This window comes from Leeia aquatica, assembly GCF_012641365.1.
Classification (GTDB): domain Bacteria; phylum Pseudomonadota; class Gammaproteobacteria; order Burkholderiales; family Leeiaceae; genus Leeia; species Leeia aquatica.
Genome location: NZ_JABAIM010000003.1, coordinates 333916 through 351328, shown reverse-complemented (window position 1 = coordinate 351328; position 17413 = coordinate 333916). Strand labels below are relative to the sequence as shown.

16 protein-coding genes are annotated in these 17413 nt (G+C 61.0%); 8 read left to right on the top strand and 8 right to left on the bottom strand.

What is annotated here, in order from left to right; genetic code table 11:
* Positions 1-89: 89 nt before the first annotated feature.
* On the bottom strand, positions 90-1739 hold the full coding sequence (gene leuA / locus HF682_RS14355; RefSeq protein WP_168878004.1) for a 2-isopropylmalate synthase: 1650 nt from the start codon (positions 1737-1739) through the stop codon (positions 90-92).
* A 283-nt stretch (positions 1740-2022) separates the two neighbouring features.
* Between leuA and argB the strand changes: the two genes are divergently transcribed.
* From argB to HF682_RS14340, 3 genes are read left to right on the top strand one after another with little or no spacing between them, the layout of a single operon-like run.
* Positions 2023-2907 (top strand): acetylglutamate kinase, encoded by an 885-nt coding sequence (argB, locus tag HF682_RS14350; protein WP_168878003.1) that lies wholly within the window; start codon positions 2023-2025, stop codon positions 2905-2907.
* Entirely contained in the window at positions 2908-3570 is a 663-nt protein-coding gene (locus HF682_RS14345; protein WP_168878002.1) for a pyrimidine 5'-nucleotidase, read from the top strand.
* Positions 3564-4172 carry a 6-pyruvoyl trahydropterin synthase family protein gene (locus HF682_RS14340; protein WP_168878001.1) on the top strand — a complete coding sequence of 203 codons (609 nt, stop codon included), beginning with the start codon at positions 3564-3566 and terminating at the stop codon, positions 4170-4172. Before HF682_RS14345 ends, HF682_RS14340 begins: the two co-directional genes overlap by 7 nt.
* Positions 4173-4270: 98 nt before the next feature.
* Here HF682_RS14340 and HF682_RS14335 read toward each other — a convergent pair whose 3' ends face one another.
* On the bottom strand, positions 4271-4666 hold the full coding sequence (locus HF682_RS14335; protein ID WP_168878000.1) for a hypothetical protein: 396 nt from the start codon (positions 4664-4666) through the stop codon (positions 4271-4273).
* A 55-nt stretch (positions 4667-4721) separates the two neighbouring features.
* The gene (gene lgt, locus HF682_RS14330) at positions 4722-5597 is read right to left on the bottom strand and encodes a prolipoprotein diacylglyceryl transferase (protein WP_168877999.1); all 876 of its coding nucleotides are present in this window, start codon (positions 5595-5597) and stop codon (positions 4722-4724) included.
* A gap of 158 nt (positions 5598-5755) precedes the next feature.
* On the opposite strand from lgt, the gene ilvD reads away from it, so the two are divergent.
* From ilvD to HF682_RS14315, 3 genes are all read left to right on the top strand, one after another.
* Positions 5756-7609: a dihydroxy-acid dehydratase gene (gene ilvD / locus HF682_RS14325; protein WP_168877998.1), complete on the top strand. Its 1854-nt coding sequence runs from the start codon at positions 5756-5758 to the stop codon at positions 7607-7609.
* 7 nt (positions 7610-7616) lie between these two features.
* Positions 7617-7925 (top strand): MGMT family protein, encoded by a 309-nt coding sequence (locus tag HF682_RS14320; protein WP_240947280.1) that lies wholly within the window; start codon positions 7617-7619, stop codon positions 7923-7925.
* Positions 7926-8004: 79 nt separating this feature from the next.
* Positions 8005-8676 carry an MgtC/SapB family protein gene (locus HF682_RS14315; protein ID WP_168877996.1) on the top strand — a complete coding sequence of 224 codons (672 nt, stop codon included), beginning with the start codon at positions 8005-8007 and terminating at the stop codon, positions 8674-8676.
* Positions 8677-8716: 40 nt separating this feature from the next.
* Here HF682_RS14315 and ggt read toward each other — a convergent pair whose 3' ends face one another.
* The 5 genes from ggt to HF682_RS14290 all read right to left on the bottom strand — a co-directional run bounded on the left by ggt (position 8717) and on the right by HF682_RS14290 (position 13769).
* The gene (gene ggt, locus HF682_RS14310) at positions 8717-10468 is read right to left on the bottom strand and encodes a gamma-glutamyltransferase (protein ID WP_205882090.1); all 1752 of its coding nucleotides are present in this window, start codon (positions 10466-10468) and stop codon (positions 8717-8719) included.
* A gap of 135 nt (positions 10469-10603) precedes the next feature.
* A complete protein-coding gene (locus HF682_RS14305) occupies positions 10604-11335 on the bottom strand; it encodes an amino acid ABC transporter ATP-binding protein (RefSeq protein WP_168877994.1) in 732 nt (243 codons plus the stop codon).
* 18 nt (positions 11336-11353) lie between these two features.
* Entirely contained in the window at positions 11354-12019 is a 666-nt protein-coding gene (locus HF682_RS14300; RefSeq protein WP_240947279.1) for an amino acid ABC transporter permease, read from the bottom strand.
* Positions 12016-12744: an amino acid ABC transporter permease gene (locus HF682_RS14295; RefSeq protein WP_240947278.1), complete on the bottom strand. Its 729-nt coding sequence runs from the start codon at positions 12742-12744 to the stop codon at positions 12016-12018. Before HF682_RS14295 ends, HF682_RS14300 begins: the two co-directional genes overlap by 4 nt.
* Positions 12745-12872: 128 nt before the next feature.
* Positions 12873-13769 (bottom strand): transporter substrate-binding domain-containing protein, encoded by an 897-nt coding sequence (locus HF682_RS14290; RefSeq protein ID WP_168877992.1) that lies wholly within the window; start codon positions 13767-13769, stop codon positions 12873-12875.
* Between the two features lie 286 nt (positions 13770-14055).
* Between HF682_RS14290 and HF682_RS14285 the strand changes: the two genes are divergently transcribed.
* Both HF682_RS14285 and HF682_RS14280 read left to right on the top strand, forming a co-directional pair.
* Positions 14056-14847, top strand: coding sequence for a transporter substrate-binding domain-containing protein (locus tag HF682_RS14285; protein WP_168877991.1), 792 nt, complete (start codon positions 14056-14058; stop codon positions 14845-14847).
* A 78-nt stretch (positions 14848-14925) separates the two neighbouring features.
* Positions 14926-17385: a penicillin acylase family protein gene (locus tag HF682_RS14280; protein WP_168877990.1), complete on the top strand. Its 2460-nt coding sequence runs from the start codon at positions 14926-14928 to the stop codon at positions 17383-17385.
* Positions 17386-17413 lie beyond the last annotated feature (28 nt).

The window sequence follows — 17413 nt, the reverse complement described above, 5'->3', positions numbered from 1 at the left end:
AGACATTTTGTCAAATTTAACTTGCAAGATTGTCTAGATGCATTCACAAGATTGGACAAAATGTAGAATTTGATGGCGACATGGTCACCTCAGCATCGGTTCAGCGCACTGAAAACCGCCCGCAGGGCCGCTTGCAGACTGTCGCTGTGAATGCTGGCACCGAGGCGCTGCTGTCCATCCACCGACAGGGCCACAAACGCTACCGCGTCCGCTGCACGACCCTCGCTGCGGGCATGCTCGTGGAAGTCGAGGATGTCCAGTGTGCAGTCGAGATGGCGGGACAGGGCGTTCACCAGTGCGTCGAGCGGGCCATTGCCTTCAGCGCTGAGGCTAAGGGGCTGCTCGCCATCTTGCACCTGAAACTGCAGCAGCGGTTCACCTGCCGCTCCCGCAAGCAAAGCGGGCGAGCTGCCCAGCAGCTGGAAGCGTCCGGCGGACAGATACTGCTGCTGGAACAATTGCCACAGTGTATGGCTGTCCACTTCCACGCCACTGTGGTCGCTGTGCTGTTGTACCGTCTGGCTGAATTCCACCTGCCAGGCACGGGGTAGCTGCAGACCGTGGCATTCTTGCAGCAGCCAGGCGCTGCCGCCTTTGCCGGACTGACTGTTGACTCGAATCACCGCTTCATAGCTGCGGCCCACATCCTGTGGGTCAATCGGCAAATACGGTACCGCCCACGGCCCTTCGCGGTCCTGCGCGGCAAATCCCTTCTTGATGGCGTCCTGATGCGAACCGGAAAAAGCGGTGTAGACCAGCTCGCCGGCGTAGGGGTGGCGCGGATGCACCAGCAGCTGGATGCAATCGGACACCGTGTCGCGGATATGGTCGATGTCCGAAAAATCGAGGCCGGGATCAATGCCCTGGCTGTACAGGTTCATCGCCAGCGTCACCAGGTCGACATTGCCGGTGCGCTCACCATTGCCAAACAGGCAGCCTTCCACCCGCTCGGCCCCGGCCAGCTGGGCCAGTTCGGCGGCGGCAACCGCGCAGCCCCGGTCATTATGCGGGTGAACCGACAGCACCACGCTGTCGCGCCCGTGCAGATGACGGTGCATCCACTCGATCTGGTCGGCGTAGACATTGGGGCTGCTCAGTTCCACCGTGGCGGGCAGGTTGATGATGGCCTTGTGCTGCGGGGTGGGCTGCCAGATGTCCAGCACCGCATTGCAGATGTCGCGGGCAAATTCGGGTTCGGTAGCACTGAAGGTCTCTGGCGAGTACTGGAACACCCACTCGGTTTCCGGGTGACGGGACGCGCGCTGGTGGATCTGCTGCGCCGCCGTTACCGCCAGATCCAGAATGCCGCCCTTGTCCTTGCCGTACACCACTTTGCGCCACAGCGGGGCGGTCGGGTTGTACAGGTGTACGATGGCGCGGCGCGCACCCTGCAGCGCGTCGAAAGTGCGTTCGATCAGCTCACCTCGTGCTTGGGTAATTACCATCAGGGTGACATCGTCCGGCACTTCGCCCTCGGTAATCAGTTGGCGGACAAAGTCGAAATCGGTCTGCGAGGCGCTGGGAAACGCCACTTCAATTTCTTTGAAACCCATGGCCACCAGCAGGCGGAACAGCCGCAGTTTGGTGTGGCCGTTCATTGGGTTGGCCAGCGCTTGATTACCATCGCGCAGGTCAGAACTGCACCAGATCGGCGGGTGGGTCAGCTGGCGGTTGGGCCATTGCCGATCCGGTAAGGCCAAGACGGGTTGGGGGGGGTACTTGTGTACAGCAGACTGCATGGTGGGTTCTCCAGGTCATGGAACAACACAGCAAAAACCAGCCAGACCGGTCAGGTCGGGCCGGAGGTAAAGCACAAATTGTGGGGAGGGGGAGTTATGTGCGCGCGCAGCGCAGCAGCGCCAGCAGCAGGCTGGCGCGCAGGGAAATCAGCAGGAAGTGGCGGGAAAAGGCACACATGGTTTTTTCAACATAACCCGAATATCCGCCGCTTGACAAGTGGGGGCGAACCGGCACGCTACGCACGCTTCCGGTACAATGCGGGCATGACTTGATGGAGGACGCATGGACACCCCGAACATTGATGCCCAGCAAAAAGCCGGCATTCTGGCAGAGGCGCTGCCGTATATCCGCCGCTTTGCGGACAAGACCATTGTCATTAAGTACGGTGGCAATGCGATGACCGATCCGCAGCTGAAAGAAGGCTTTGCCCAGGACGTGGTACTGCTGAAGCTGGTGGGCATGAACCCGGTGGTGGTGCACGGCGGCGGGCCGCAGATTAACGATCTGCTGGCGCGTGTGGGCAAGCAGGGCGAGTTTGTGCAGGGCATGCGGGTGACCGATGCCGAGACCATGGACATTGTGGAAATGGTACTGGGTGGACTGGTCAATAAAGAGATTGTCAGCCTCATCAACAAGCATGGTGGACGTGCAGTCGGCCTGACCGGCAAGGATGGCGACATGATCCGTGCCCGCAAGCTTTACCTGCCGGATGAGCAAAACGACACCCCGCTGGACATTGGTCAGGTGGGCGAAGTGGCCGATATCAATCCGGAACTGGTGGCCTTGCTAGACAGCGGCGATTTCATCCCGGTGATTGCGCCGGTGGGGGTGGGTGAGCAAGGCGAAGCCTACAATATCAATGCCGATCTGGTAGCGGGCAAGCTGGCGGAAACGTTGGGCGCAGAAAAACTGATCCTGATGACCAATACGCCAGGGGTGCTCGACAAGCAGGGCAATCTGCTGACCGGCCTGACGCCATCACGCGTGGATGAGCTGGTGGCGGATGGCACCCTGTCCGGCGGCATGCTGCCGAAGATCAGCTCGGCACTGGACGCGGCGCGTGCGGGTGTGCCCTCGGTGCACATCATTGATGGCCGAGTGAAACATGCGCTGCTGCTGGAAATCCTGACCGACGCCGGGGTCGGCACCATGATCCGGGCACGCTGAATGGCAGAGTGGTTGTGGATCTTTGATCTGGACAATACCCTGCATGATGCCGGTAGCCAGATTTTCCCGCGCATCAGTCTGGAAATGTCGCGCTACCTGCAGCGCCATCTGGGGCTGGATGAGCAAGGGGCGCAGGCCCTGCGTGACCGCTACTGGAAACACTATGGGGCGACCTTGCGTGGCCTGATCCGGCATCATGGCGTGGATTCGGCGCATTTTCTGCGCGAAACCCACCCCTTGCACGAGCTGCTGGATTGCCTGCAGCATGAGCCGGGCCTGCCACGCCACCTGGCGCGGCTGCGCGGACGCAAGGTGCTGTTCAGCAATGCGCCCCGGCATTATGTGGATGGTATCTTGCAGCGGGCTGGAATCGAGCGGCAGTTTGAGTCGGTGTGGGGCATTGAGGATGTGCGGCTGCAGCCCAAACCTGCGCCGTCGGGCTATCGCCGCATCATGCAGCAGCTGGCGGTATCACCTGGCAGCATGATCATGGTGGAAGACAGTCTGGATAACCTGCGCACCGCCAAGCGGCTGGGCATGCGCACGGTGTGGATCAGCCGCGCCCGTCACCGCCCGGCCTTTGTCGATGCGGTGGTGCGAAATATTGCGGCCCTGACCCGGGTCGGCTGGGTGCGGCGCGGACCGCAGGAGGCATCATGCTGATACGCAAGAAATTCGGTTTTGAGAGTGCGCACATCGTGCGCAATTGTTCCAGCGACCGCTGCCGTCGCTCCATTCATGGCCACAGCTACAAGGTGGAAGTGCTGCTGGAGGCGCACGCGCTGGATCATGGCCAGATGGTGTACGACTTCGGGCTGATGAAGGGCAGTATCCGTGATCTGGTGGATGCGTTTGATCACGCGGTCACCTATTGGGATCGTGACGAGGCCGACTACATCGACCTGTGCCAGCGCTTCTCGGCACGCTGGATTGCCATGCCGGTATCGCCGAGCGCCGAGCAGTTCAGCCGGGTGTTTTTCGTGATGATTGATGCGCTGCTGCAGCAGACGGTGATGGTCAACGGGGAGGCCGATGTGAAGCTGCACTCCATCATCGCCCATGAGACGGAAACTGGCTATGCACAATGCTTCCGTGAAGACGCCTACAACCCGCGCATGGGCACCATCCGCCTGCAGGACATCGTGTTCTCAGACCAGGTGAAAGCCGAATGGCATGACCCGCAGCTTTACGACAAGTTGTTGGCCGGGGCGCAATTCGTGAATCCGGCCGTGACCTTGCAAGTACATACTCAAGACGACGACTGAGCAGGGTAAGAAATAGGCAATGAGGCCTGGCCCCTGTTGTTCCATCCCCACAGTATGAGGCGGTGTCTCCCGCCAGCCATGCGGTACGATGCCCGTCCTTAGACCACTGCCCCCATTGCCCAGATCGGGGCATAGCACGCCACCCCTATCAGGCCGACCCACAGAAACGTGAGCACCAGCAAGACACAGGCAAGGTAAAACGCCTGATCTTGCTGCGTTTTCTCCTGTTGCCGCGAGAGCAGCACATTGAGCCCGCCGGCCAGCACCAGAACCACCAGCAGCAGCGCAATCAGCTTGCCGTAGGCAAACACGATGCGAGTGATGGCGGGCAGGTCACTGCCGAAGGACTGGAACAGCTCCGCAAAAGCCGGGACGGTGAAGTGCGCTATCAGCAGTGATAGTACGGCAAGCAGCAAGGCAGCGCCGCAGACGAGCGTGGTCACGATGCCACGCCCATAACGGCTGAAATAGCCAGGCGTCGGTGAAGATGTCAACTTCCGCTCCCAAGATGTCCAGGGGCAGCCCCCTGCGAGTCTGTCTTTGCCGTGTTCACCGGACCATGCGTCGTCCCGGCTTCTGATTGTGTGACGCCCACCACATCCACAGGCCGATCAACACCATCGGCAAGGACAGCCATTGGCCCATGGACAGGCTAAATCGCAACAGGCCAAGGAAGTTGTCCGGTTCACGGGCAAACTCGGCAATGAAGCGGAAGCTGCCATAGCCGATCATGAACAGTGCGGACACAGCACCAGTCGGACGTGCTTTGCGGGCGTACAGCCACAGCAGGATGAACAGCAGCAGGCCTTCCAGCGCCATTTCATACAGTTGCGAGGGGTGGCGCGGCAGGCTGCCATATTGCGCAAAGAATGTATTCCACTCCGGGTGTGCCATCAGGTAGCTGGCGTCATCGCTGCGCGCACCGGGGAACAACATCGCCCAGGGCAGCTCTGCCGACGCCACCCGGCCCCACAGTTCACCATTGATGAAGTTGCCAAAGCGCCCCACCATCAGGCCCATGGGCACGGTCGGGGCGATGAAGTCGGTCACCGTCAGCCAGGTCAGCTTCTTCTTGCGGGCAAACAGCAAGGTGGCGAGGAACACACCCAGCATGCCACCGTGGAAAGACATGCCGCCTTCCCACACTTTGAAAATATTCAGGGGCTGGGTCAGATAGTCGGAAAACTTGTAGAACAGCACATAGCCCAGCCGCCCGCCGAGGATAACTCCCAGCGCGCCGTAGAACAGCAGGTCGTCCAGGTCGCGGGATGTCAGCTCCAGATGCTTCATCTGGCGCAGGCGTAGCCGCCCGAGGCCGAGAAATAGCAGGAAAGCTGTAAAGTACATCAGCCCGTACCAGTGAACGGCAAGCGGGCCTACCTGAAACGCGATCGGCTGGAATCCGAGGTCGGCGTGATTGAGCATGCGTGCAAGTCGCTTTTCTTTTAGAATCGGGGGATTATACCCGTTTCTCGGTGTACGGCATGTGACCGTCGCCACGGATACCACAAGTATCCGGTTTCCGGCTGGCAGCCGCCTTCGGCGTGCTGCTGCATATCCGTGCTACGACAGAGTGAATCATCATGCCGCAATACCGTTCCCGTACTTCCACCGCTGGTCGCAACATGGCCGGAGCACGTGCCCTGTGGCGCGCCACCGGCATGCAGGATGCCGATTTCGAAAAGCCGATCATCGCCATCGCCAACTCCTTTACCCAGTTTGTGCCGGGTCATGTGCATCTGCAGAACCTGGGTCAGCTGGTGGCGCGCGAGATTGAAAAAGCAGGCGGGGTCGCCAAAGAGTTCAATACCATCGCCGTGGATGATGGTATTGCCATGGGCCATGGCGGCATGCTGTACAGCCTGCCCAGCCGTGACCTGATTGCCGACTCGGTTGAGTACATGGTCAATGCGCATACCGCAGACGCGCTGGTGTGTATTTCCAATTGCGACAAGATCACCCCCGGCATGCTGATGGCGGCGCTGCGGCTGAATATTCCGGTGGTGTTCGTGTCAGGCGGCCCGATGGAGGCCGGCAAGGTCAACTGGAATGGAGGTGTACGCAAGCTGGACTTGGTGGATGCCATGGTCGAGGCTGCCGACAGCAAGGTGAGCGATGCCGACGTGGCCAGCATCGAGCGCTCGGCCTGTCCGACCTGCGGCTCCTGCTCCGGCATGTTCACCGCCAACTCGATGAACTGCCTGACCGAGGCGCTGGGCCTCAGCCTGCCGGGCAATGGCTCCACGCTGGCCACCCACGGCGACCGCAAGCAATTGTTCCTGCAGGCGGGTCGCCTGATTGTGGAGCTGGCCAAGCGCTACTATGAGCAGGACGATGCCTCGGTACTGCCGCGCAATATCGCCACCCAGGCGGCGTTCGAGAATGCCATGAGCCTGGACGTGGCCATGGGTGGCTCCACCAACACCGTGCTGCACCTGCTGGCGGCGGCTCATGAAGCCGGTGTGCCGTTCAACATGCAGGATATTGACCGCATTTCACGCCGGGTGCCCTGCCTGAGCAAGGTGGCCCCTGCCACGCAGAAGTACCATATGGAAGATGTGCACCGTGCCGGTGGCGTGATGGGCATTCTGGGTGAACTCGATCGCGCTGGGCTGATCCAGCGCGAGGTGCCAACCGTGCACAGCCCGAGCATGGGCGAGGCGCTGAACCGCTTTGACATCATGCGTGACAGCTGCAGTGACGACACCCGTACCTTCTACCGTGCTGCCCCGGGCGGAGTGGCGACCACCATCGCCTTCTCGCAGTCGATGCGTTACCCCGATCTGGACAATGACCGTGCTAACGGCTGTATCCGTAGCCGTGAGCATGCCTACAGTCAGGACGGTGGTCTGGCCGTGCTGTACGGCAATATTGCGGAAGACGGCTGCATCGTCAAAACCGCCGGGGTGGACGAGTCCATCCTCTGCTTTACCGGCCGTGCCCGTATTTTCGAGAGCCAGGATGCGGCAGTGGCGGCCATTCTGGGTGACCAGATCGTGGCCGGTGATGTGGTGGTGATCCGCTATGAAGGCCCCAAGGGTGGCCCCGGCATGCAGGAAATGCTGTACCCGACCAGTTACCTGAAGTCCAAAGGGCTGGGCAAGGCGTGCGCGCTGTTGACCGATGGCCGCTTCTCGGGCGGGACCTCGGGTCTCTCCATTGGTCACGCCAGTCCGGAAGCCGCCGAAGGTGGCGCCATTGGTCTGGTGGAAGAGGGGGATACCATCGAGATCAACATTCCGCAGCGGACCATACACCTGGCCGTGCCGGAAGCCACGTTGGCGGCGCGGCGACAAGCGATGGACGCCAAGGGCAAGGCGGGCTGGAAACCGCTCAACCGTGAGCGTACCGTCTCGGCTGCGCTGCGCGCCTACGCGGCGATGACCACCAGCGCTGCGACTGGCGCGGTGCGCGATGTCTCCCAGGTCGAAAAATAAGCCGGCCTTGACGCCTCACACGGCCATCCTGCAGGTGGTGGCCACCATCCCCTGCGGGCGAGTGGCCAGCTATGGCCAGGTCGCCCTGCTCGCCGGTTTGCCGCGGCGTGCTCGCCTGGTCGGCAAGGTGTTGCAGGATGCCTGTGATCCAGACCTGCCCTGGCACCGGGTGGTCAATGCGGCAGGCCGCATCAGCCCGCGCGGGCTGGACGGCAGTGACGAGCTGCAACGCGTGCTTCTGGAAGCGGAAGGGGTGGTGTTCTCCACCAGTGGCCGCATCGACCTGCGGCAGTTTGGCTGGGGCACCGCAAGCTAGCGCTTTGATCTGCCTCACACGGTGCTGATGCTGGCCTGACGTGCGCCATGACAGACGCTACACTGCACATATGGACCTGATGACCTTTTTGTTGCACGCCCTGCTGGCCTTGCTGCTGGGCTCCCTGATTGGTGCCGAGCGGCAGTGGCGGCACCGGCTGGCCGGTTTGAAAACCAATGCGCTGGTGTGTGTCGGCGCAACTCTGTTTGTCGGTGCGACGCCGTTCTTCAGCGGTGAGCCGGGTAGCAGCCGCATTGCGGCGCAAGTGGTGACCGGCATTGGTTTTCTGGGGGCCGGGGTGATGTTCCGCGACGGCATCACCATCAAGGGGCTGAACACCGCGGCGACGCTGTGGTGTGCCGCTGCCGTCGGTGTGCTGTGCGGCAGCGGTGCCTGGCGTGAGGCATCGGCTGCCACGGCGGTGATTGTGCTGGCCAATATTGTGCTGCACCGGGTCGCGGTGCAGATGGACATGTCGATGGGGCTGAGTGAAGCCAGCAACAGCCGTTACCAATTGAGGGTACGGCTGCCGCTGACGGGCTTGGTCGAATGCCGCCAGCAATTGCTGCGGCAGGCCGAGACACTGCAGCTGCGCATCCTTTCCCTGCAGGACAGCAGTGATGCCGAGCGGGGAGAGCTCACGGTGGTATTGCAGGCCGAGCAAGCCAATTTCCAGGTGATCGAACGGCTGGCGCGCAGCCTGCAGAAGCTGGGTGCGCGCTGTGACTGGACCAGCCTGAGTCAAGGCTGAGGTACCCGCCCGCCAGGCGAGGCCCGGCGGGCGGGTTCACTTACTCGGCAGCGACTACGCCTTCCCGCCGCGGGTCGGCACCACCAACCCAGCCCTTGCTGGTACGGACAATGGCAGAGAGGCCACTGGTCATCTCGATCAGCTTGACCTCATGGCCTTTGGCCTTCAGCTGCTCGGCCAGCCCTTCCAGCTTCTGGTCCTTTTCCAGCTCGGTGGCGCCATTGCGGTTGCCATAGTGCGGCATGGAAACCGCTTGTTGCGGGTCCAGCTTCCAGTCCAGCAGGCCGACCAGCGTCTGCGCGACATAGTTGATGATGTTGGAGCCGCCGGGCGAACCGGCTGCTGCGTAAAGCTGTCCTGACGAATCGAACACCAGCACGGGCGACATCGAACTGCGTGGGCGCTTGCCGGGTTCTACCCGGTTGGCGACCGGCTGACCGTTGTCGGTGGGGCTGAAGGAGAAGTCGGTCAGCTGGTTGTTGAGCAAGAAGCCACGCACCATGATGCGGCTGCCGAAGGCATCCTCAATGGTGGTGGTCATCGACAGGGCATGCCCCTCCTTGTCTACCGCCACAATATGGCTGGTAGAGGGCAGCTCGATGGCATTGTCCTTGCCCAGCGCCACCACTGCGCCGGGTGGAGTGCCGGGGTTGGCCTTGCCCATGCTCTTGGTCGGGTCAATCAGCTGGCTGCGCTGGGTCAGGTAAGCCGGGTCCAGCAGGCCTGCCGTCGGAACAGGAACAAAATCCGGGTCGCCCAGATACTTGCCACGGTCCGCAAACGCCAGCCGCCCGGCTTCGGCAAACAGGTGGCCGGATTCGACGGAGAGCGGCTGCTGGCTGGCCAGTGGGAAGCGCTCCATCAGCTTGAGCATCTGCAGCACCGCAATGCCACCGGAGCTGGGTGCGCCCATGCCGCAAATGCTAAAGCTGCGGTAGCTGCCGCATACTGGCGCGCGCTCCTTGGCGCGGTAAGCTTGCAGGTCGGCCAGCGTCATGTCGCCCGGGTTGCTCGGGTGGCTGCTGATGGCCTTGAGCATGTCTTCGGCAATCGGGCCACTGTACAGCGCAGCCGAGCCGCGCTTGGCAATCTCGCGCAGGGTGGCCGCATATTCCGAATTGCGCAGCAGGCTGCCCTGAGATTTGGGGCTACCATCGGCCTGATAGAAATAGCTGCGGGCGGGCTCCGCCAGCTTGAGGTAGTTTTCCCCTTTCAGCAGAGTATACAGGCGCGGCGAGATGGGGAAGCCTTCTTCTGCGCGGCGGATGGCGTCGTCAAACAGGCTGTTCCACGGTAGCTTGCCATAGCGCTTGTGCGCCAGCTCCAGTGCCGCAATGGCACCGGGGACGCCAACCGAGCGACCACCCACTACCGCATCGTAGAAGGACATCGCCTTGCCCGTCTGGTCGAGAAAACGCTCCGGCTTGGCGGCTGCGGGGGCGGTTTCGCGACCATCAAAGGTGGTCACCTTGCCGCCATCAAAATGCACCAGAAAGGCACCGCCACCGACGCCGGAGGATTGCGGCTCGGTCAGGCCCAGCATGGCCTGTGCCGCGATGGCGGCATCAATCACACTGCCGCCACGGCGCAATACGGCCATGCCGGCCTCGGTCGCCAGCGGGTTGGCCGTGACCAGCATCATCTTCTGGCCGGTGACCGGGGCTTTACTGGTCCAGCCAGAGGCGGCTTCGGGGGCAACGGCGTCAGACCGCGCCGGGGTAGACCACAGCAGGCTGCTGCCGAGCACGGCACTGATCAAGGATAGCTGGAAGAAACGGACAGGACGGTTCACCACACACCTCCGGATTCGGGACAGAACCCGCATCACATCACCTTGCCCCGTTGGCGTCAATGACCGATTTCGCCAAGCCGCCATGAAAGCAAAACGGCCACCGCGAGGGTGGCCGTCGGGATGCAACACAGAGGCTTAGTGGTGGATCTTGGACAGGAAGCCCTGTGCCCGTTCGGAGCGGGCTGACAGGTCGCCAAAGAACTCATCTTTGGCACAATCTTCGATGATGCGGCCCTGATCCATGAAGATCACCCGGCTGGCGACCTTTTTGGCGAAGCCCATTTCGTGGGTCACGCACATCATGGTCATGCCTTCTTGCGCCAGCTGAACCATCACGTCCAGCACTTCGTTCACCATTTCCGGGTCCAGCGCGGAGGTCGGTTCGTCAAACAGCATGACGATCGGGTCCATCGACAAGGCGCGGGCAATCGCCACCCGTTGCTGCTGCCCGCCGGACAGCTGCGCCGGATACTTGGCGGCGTGGGCGCTCAGGCCCACCCGCTCCAGCAAGGCCAGGCCTTTGGTTTTGGCCTCATCCTTGCTGCGGCCCAGCACCTTGACCTGTGCCAGCATCAGGTTTTCGGTAATGGTCAGGTGCGGGAACAGCTCAAAGTGCTGGAACACCATACCGACGCGGCTGCGCAGCTTCGGCAGGTTAGTCCCCTTGGCGCCGACCGAGGTGCCGTCCACAATGATCTCGCCCTTCTGGAAAGGCTCGAGCGCATTGACGCACTTGATGAGGGTCGATTTACCGGAGCCGCTGGGGCCGCAGACCACCACCACCTCACCTTTCTTGATGCTGGTGGTGCAGTCGGTCAGTACCTGAAACTGGCCATACCATTTGGAAATGTTCTTGATATCAATCATGAGGATTCTCCTGGGCGCTCAACGCAGCACGGCGTAGCGTTTCAGCAGCGTGCGGGCTGCCATGGAAATCGAAAAGCAGATGCCAAAATAGATCATGGCAATAAACATGATCATCGGCGGCAGCGCACCATTGTTCTTGCCAACCACCTCGGCAGCATGGAAGAAATCATAGACGCCGATCACCGAGGTCAGCGAGGTATCCTGAAACAGGATCACCACCTGGGTCACCAGCACCGGCAGCATGTTGCGGAAAGCCTGAGGCAACACGATCAGCGACATGGTTTGCCCATAGGTCAGCCCCAGTGCACTGGCGGCGGAAACCTGGCCGCGAGAAATGCTCTGAATGCCGGCGCGGATGATTTCGCAGAAGTACGCCGCCTCAAACACCGAGAACGTCACAATGGCGATATTGCCCACCTCCAGCCGGATACCGAAAAACGGCAGCAGGAAGAAGAACCAGAACAGCACCAGCAGCAAAGGCACCGAGCGGAACAGGTTGACGTAGCTGGAGGCCAGGAAGGAGAGGGGCTTGATGGAGGACAGCCGTGCCATTGCCAGCAAGGCACCACCAATCATGCCGATCACGCTGGCAATCAAGGTCAGTTTCAGGGAGAACAGCAGGCCTTCAACGATCAGGCCTTTGTTGGCGACTACCAGTTCCCAGTCAATCAAGGGCATGCTCATTTGCCACCTCCGGCAATCAGGCCCGGAATCCGCACCGCCCGTTCCAGCCAGGCCATGAAGCGGTTGACGATCAAGGCCAGGGCAATATAGATCAGGGTATACACAGCGATGGTTTCAATCACCACACTGGAATACTCCACCATTTGCCGCATCTGGAAGACCAGTTCGGTCAGGCCAATACCCAGTGCCACCGAGGAGTTTTTGAAAATGCTCATGAACTCACTGGTGAGCGGCGGGATGATGATGCGGAACGCCTGCGGCAGCAGAATCTTCAGGTACACCTCGGTGCGGGTGAATCCCAGAGCCAGCCCAGCCGCCGCCTGGCCACGGGGCAGCGATTTGATACCCGCGCTGACCTGCACCGCAACCCGTGCGGCAGTGAACAGACCGAGGCCAATGATGGCCGTGGTCAACTCTGGATAGGGCAGGTCCTGTTTCAGCCAGCGGCCCACCGCTTCCGGCAGTACTTCCGGCAACACAAAGAACCACAGGAACAGTTGTACCAGCAGGGGGATATTGCGGAATAACTCCACATAGGCATCGCCCAGCCAGACCAGCAGTTTATTGGGTACGGTGCGCAGAATGCCGATCAGCGAGCCGACCAGCAGCGCAATCGCCCAGCCACCGAGACTGACCAGTACGGTCCACTTGGCACCATCCAGCGCCAGCTTCCAGTATGGGCCATCTCCGGTGGGGGACTCTTCGAGGAATACTCCCCAGTTCATGTCCATAAGACCTCCACAACAGATGCACGTACACCTGCCGGGCCAGCATTGCTGGTCAGCAGGTGCGTTGCAGACAAGGTACGGGGGGCATCAGCCCCCCGTTGCTGCTTCCGTAGCGACTACGGGAATCAGGCGCCCTTGTCGTTCGGGTTGTCGAACAACGCCTTCAGCTTGTCGCTCATCGGCATGCGCAGGTTCAGGCCCTTCGGCGGAATTGGGGACTGGAACCACTTGGCATAGAGGTTGTAGATTTCCTTGGACTTGTAGACGGCATTCAGCGCGTCATCCACCGCCTTCTTGAACTGCGGGTCGTCCTTGCGCAGCATGATGCCGTACGGCTCGCCGGACAGGATTTCACCAACGATGGCAAAATCAGCCGGGTTACGCGAGTTGGCGATCTTGGCCGCCAGCAGGGTGTCATCCATCACAAAGGCGGCGGCACGGTCAGTTTCCAGCATCAGGAAGGACTCATCATGGTCCTTGCCGTACAGGTTCTTCACGTCGATCTTGGAACCGACTTCGTGCTGCTTGATGTAACGGTCAGAGGTGGTGCCGGTGGTGGTCACTACCGGCTTGCCGTTCAGGTCAGCCAGACCCTTGATGCCGGAGTTGGCTTTGACCGCCATCCGCACGTTGACCCAGAACATGTTGTTGCCGAAAGCCACCTGCTTCTGGCGTTCCATGCTGTTGGTGGTGGAGCCGCACTCGAGGTCGATGGTACCGTTCTGCATCAACGGGATACGGGTTTGCGAGGTCACCGGCTGGTAAATCACGGAGAGGGCGCTCAGCTTGAGCTGCTTCTTCACCGAGTCCACGACCTTGTTGCACAGGTCTACCGAATAGCCCACGTACTGCTTGTCATTCAGCAGGTAAGAAAAGGGTTGCGATGCATCACGCACGCCGACGACGATACGGCCGCTGTCTTTGATCTTTTTCAGGGTGCCGGTCAGTTCTTCAGCCAGGGTCGGTTGGGCGATGAAGGCAGCCAGTACCAGGGTGGACAGCAGTTTGGGGGTAACACGCATGTTCAGATTTCCTCTCAGCCTAGTGTGGGACGTAAGCCTGCTCGAATGGCAGGTGGCTCGCGTTTGGGGCGCTCCCGGCCCGACGCGTATGCAGTATCGGTCTTGTTTTGGTCACTTTGCCTGTTCTGCCTCGAGCGAGGGTAACAGACAGAATGTGCGGCCGATTATAGATTGGCCTGACTTGAGGGGCAAGCCGCTTGCTTTTTGCGCTGCAGCAGGGGCGGGCTTGCAGTCGTGGCAGGCTCGGCTATGCTGAATCAGGGAACGCCCGCCGTGGAGGAAACGGATGGTCAAGGCATGGATCTGTGCGCTGCTGTGCTTGTTCAGTCTGCCTCTACGGGCTGAGTTGCTGGATGACGTCCTCAGCAAGGGTGTGCTGGTGGCCGGGGTGCGCGACGGCTATCCCCCGTTTGGATTTCTCGATGCCAAACGGCAGTATCAGGGCTATGAAATTGATCTTGTACGTGCCATTGCCCGTACACTCAAGGTGCGCGTGCAGTTTTTGGCTGTTTCCACCCAAAACCGATTCCAGGTCCTGCAAAACAATTATGTAGATGTGCTGGTGGCCATGACGACCCGCACACCGGAGCGGCAGAAATGGTTTGATTTCAGCTATACCTATTTCGTTTCCGGGCAGCAGTTCATGACACGGGTCGGACGGGTACACCAATTGTCTGATTTGGCCAATTTACGTATTGGGGTGGCCAGCAACTCTACCAGCTATGACAATGTGCTTAAACTGCTGCCCACGGCTCGTATTGCCAAGTATGATGACAGTACCGCTGCAACACTGGCCTTGTTGCAAGATGAGGTGGATGCAGTGACTACAGATGGCCATATCCTGATGTCTTACCACAAGACCATTCCCAATCCGCAAGACTACGAAATCTCCTCGTTTACCATCTCGCGAGAACCTTATGGGGTGGTGGTGCGCAAGGGCAATCCCAAGCTGGTAGAGGCGATTAATCAAGCGCTACTGGCCTTGGAGCGCAGTGGGGAGGGTAAGCGGCTCTTTGATAAGTGGTTCGGACCGGGTACCAGCTACAAGCTGAAGCGACACTTCGTCTTCTCCCCCTGATTTAGCCTCCTCGCCCCTTGTCCTGACTGGCGCTTTGCTCTAGCCTTCGTGCAGCTTTGAACAGAGTCCGGAGTGGTCATGGTCTGGTTGCGTCGTATCCTGCTGGTCAGCGTATTGCTGGTGCTGCTGACGGTGGCGGGTAGCTGGTTGTGGTTGTTGGGACGTGCACCGCAACGGGAAGGGGAGCGTGTGCTGACCGGCCTGCAAAAGCCGGTCGATGTGCAGTTTGACGTCTGGGGCATCCCGCACCTGACCGCCAGCAACGAAGCGGATGCCATGCGGGCGCTGGGTTACCTGCATGCGCAAGAGCGTTTGTGGCAAATGGACCTGATGCGCCGTGTCGCGCAAGGGCGGCTGGCGGAGCTGGTCGGTGAGGCCGGGCTGAAAACCGACAAGCTGTTCCGCACCCTGGGTATCCGTGCTGCAGCCACCCGGCAGGCCGAAGCGCTGATTCGTCAGGGTGGCCCGGTACGTGAGGCGGCACAAGCCTACGTGGCGGGGATCAACCAGTATATCCGCGAGCAGCGGCTGCCGGTGGAGTACGCGCTGACCCGCAGCAAACCTGCCCCGTTTACGGTGGTGGACAGTCTCAGCATTGCCGGCCTGATGGCCTACGGGTTTTCACAGGGCTTTCAGGAAGATCCGATGGTCAGCCAGCTTGCTGCACGGCTGGGGCCGACCTATATGAAGGAGCTGGTCTATGACTGGCCCGGTGCCCAGACCACACCGGCCACCAAACCGCCGCTCAAGCCCACCGTAGCTTCCCCCGCGGTACGGCCAGATCCGGTGACGGCACCGGATCCGCAGCCTGCGGCCTCTGTCTCGGTTGCCATGGCGCGACTGGTGACCGAGGTCAACCAAAGTTTGCCGGTACCGCAACTGCAAGGCAGCAATAGCTGGCTGATTGCCGGCAAGCTTAGTGCCAGCGGCAAGCCCTTGTTTGCCAATGATCCGCACATCGGTTTCCATGCCCCGGCAGTATGGTACGAGGCTCAGATTCGCACGCCGGACTGGCAGATGTACGGGCACTTCTTGCCTGGTATTCCGTTTCCGCTGCTGGGGCACAATGGCCATCACGCCGTGGGCCTCACCATGTGGGAAAACGACGAGGTGGATTATTACCAGCTGGCGCAGGATCCCGCCGTACCCGGCCGCGTGAAGGAGCGGGGGCGCTGGGTGCAGCTGGGCGGGCGGGTAGAAACCATCGTGGTGCGCGACGCCGCACCGGTCACCCTGCATGTGCAGCTGGCCTTGCACGGCCCGGTGGTCAATAGTTTGTTTCCTGCCATGAAAGACAGTCCGCCAGTGGCCGTGAACTGGACCTATCTGGATCCACGTAATCGCCCGTTTGATAGCCTCTATGCCATCAGTCATGCGACGGATTTGAAGTCGATGGAGCTGGCCGCCAGCCAGCACTGGTCGCCCGGTCTGAATCTGAGCTATGCGGATGAAGATGGCAATATCGCCATGTGGGCTATCGGACGGCAGACCTTGCGCCCGCTGGGGGTGAACAGCCATCAGGTACTGGATGGCAGCAGTGGCAAGCAAGAGCCACTGGGCTTTGCGCCTTTTGTACAGAACCCGCGCTATGTGAACCCGCCTTCCGGCATTATCTATTCGGCCAATCATCCCTATCCTGCTGCGCTGAGTGCCGGCGGTATTACGGTGGCGGGCTATTATCCGGCGATGGACCGCGCGCTGCGGTTGAGTCAGTTGCTGGCGCCGCGTGAAGCGGCCTGGACCCTGCAGGACCTGCAGCGTATCCAGACTGATGTGCGCAACCCGGTAGCGGCGAATTTGTGCCAGAGCTGGACGCACCAGCTGGATGGCACCCGCCTGCCCCCCACCGAGCAGCAGTTGCTGGGCCTGATCGGCCGCTGGCAAGGTGATTACCCGGTCAACAGTCTGGCGGCAACCGTGTGCGACCGCTGGAAAGGCGAGCTGGTCAACAGCCTGTTTGCCGACAAGCTGAGCGCCGAGGATTTGCTGGTCTGGCGTCGCCTGTTCCTGCTCGATAAATCGCTGTATGGCATCAGCCGCAATCCACAGTCACCCTGGTGGGATCATCTGCGTACACCGGCTGTGGAAACCCGCGACCAACAGCTGCAGCATAGCTGGAAGCGTACGGTGGCTGGCCTGACTGCACAACTGGGGCCGGATATCCAGCAATGGCGCTGGGGCAAGGTGCATACCCTCACCCATGAGCATGGTTTGGGCAAAGTACCGGCACTGGCCCCCTTCTTCAATGTCGGACCGTTCCCGGTGGCAGGCGCACGCGACACCATCGACAACCAGTACACCCGGATGGAGACTGGCGGCGCCCCTGTAGTGTCGGGCCCCTCGACCCGACGGCTGATCGACATGGCGGAGCCGGAGGCGGCCGTAGGTATCAACCCGATCGGGCAAAGCGGCATCCTGCTGGATGAGCACCACCATGATCAGGCTGCACTCTTTGCAGCCCAGCAATACCGGCCCATGTGGATTTCCAGCCGGGATGTGGAGGCGCACCAGGCTTCCCAGCTACGTTTGTTGCCCTGATCTGGTTGCAGAACGGCGGATCGGTCAC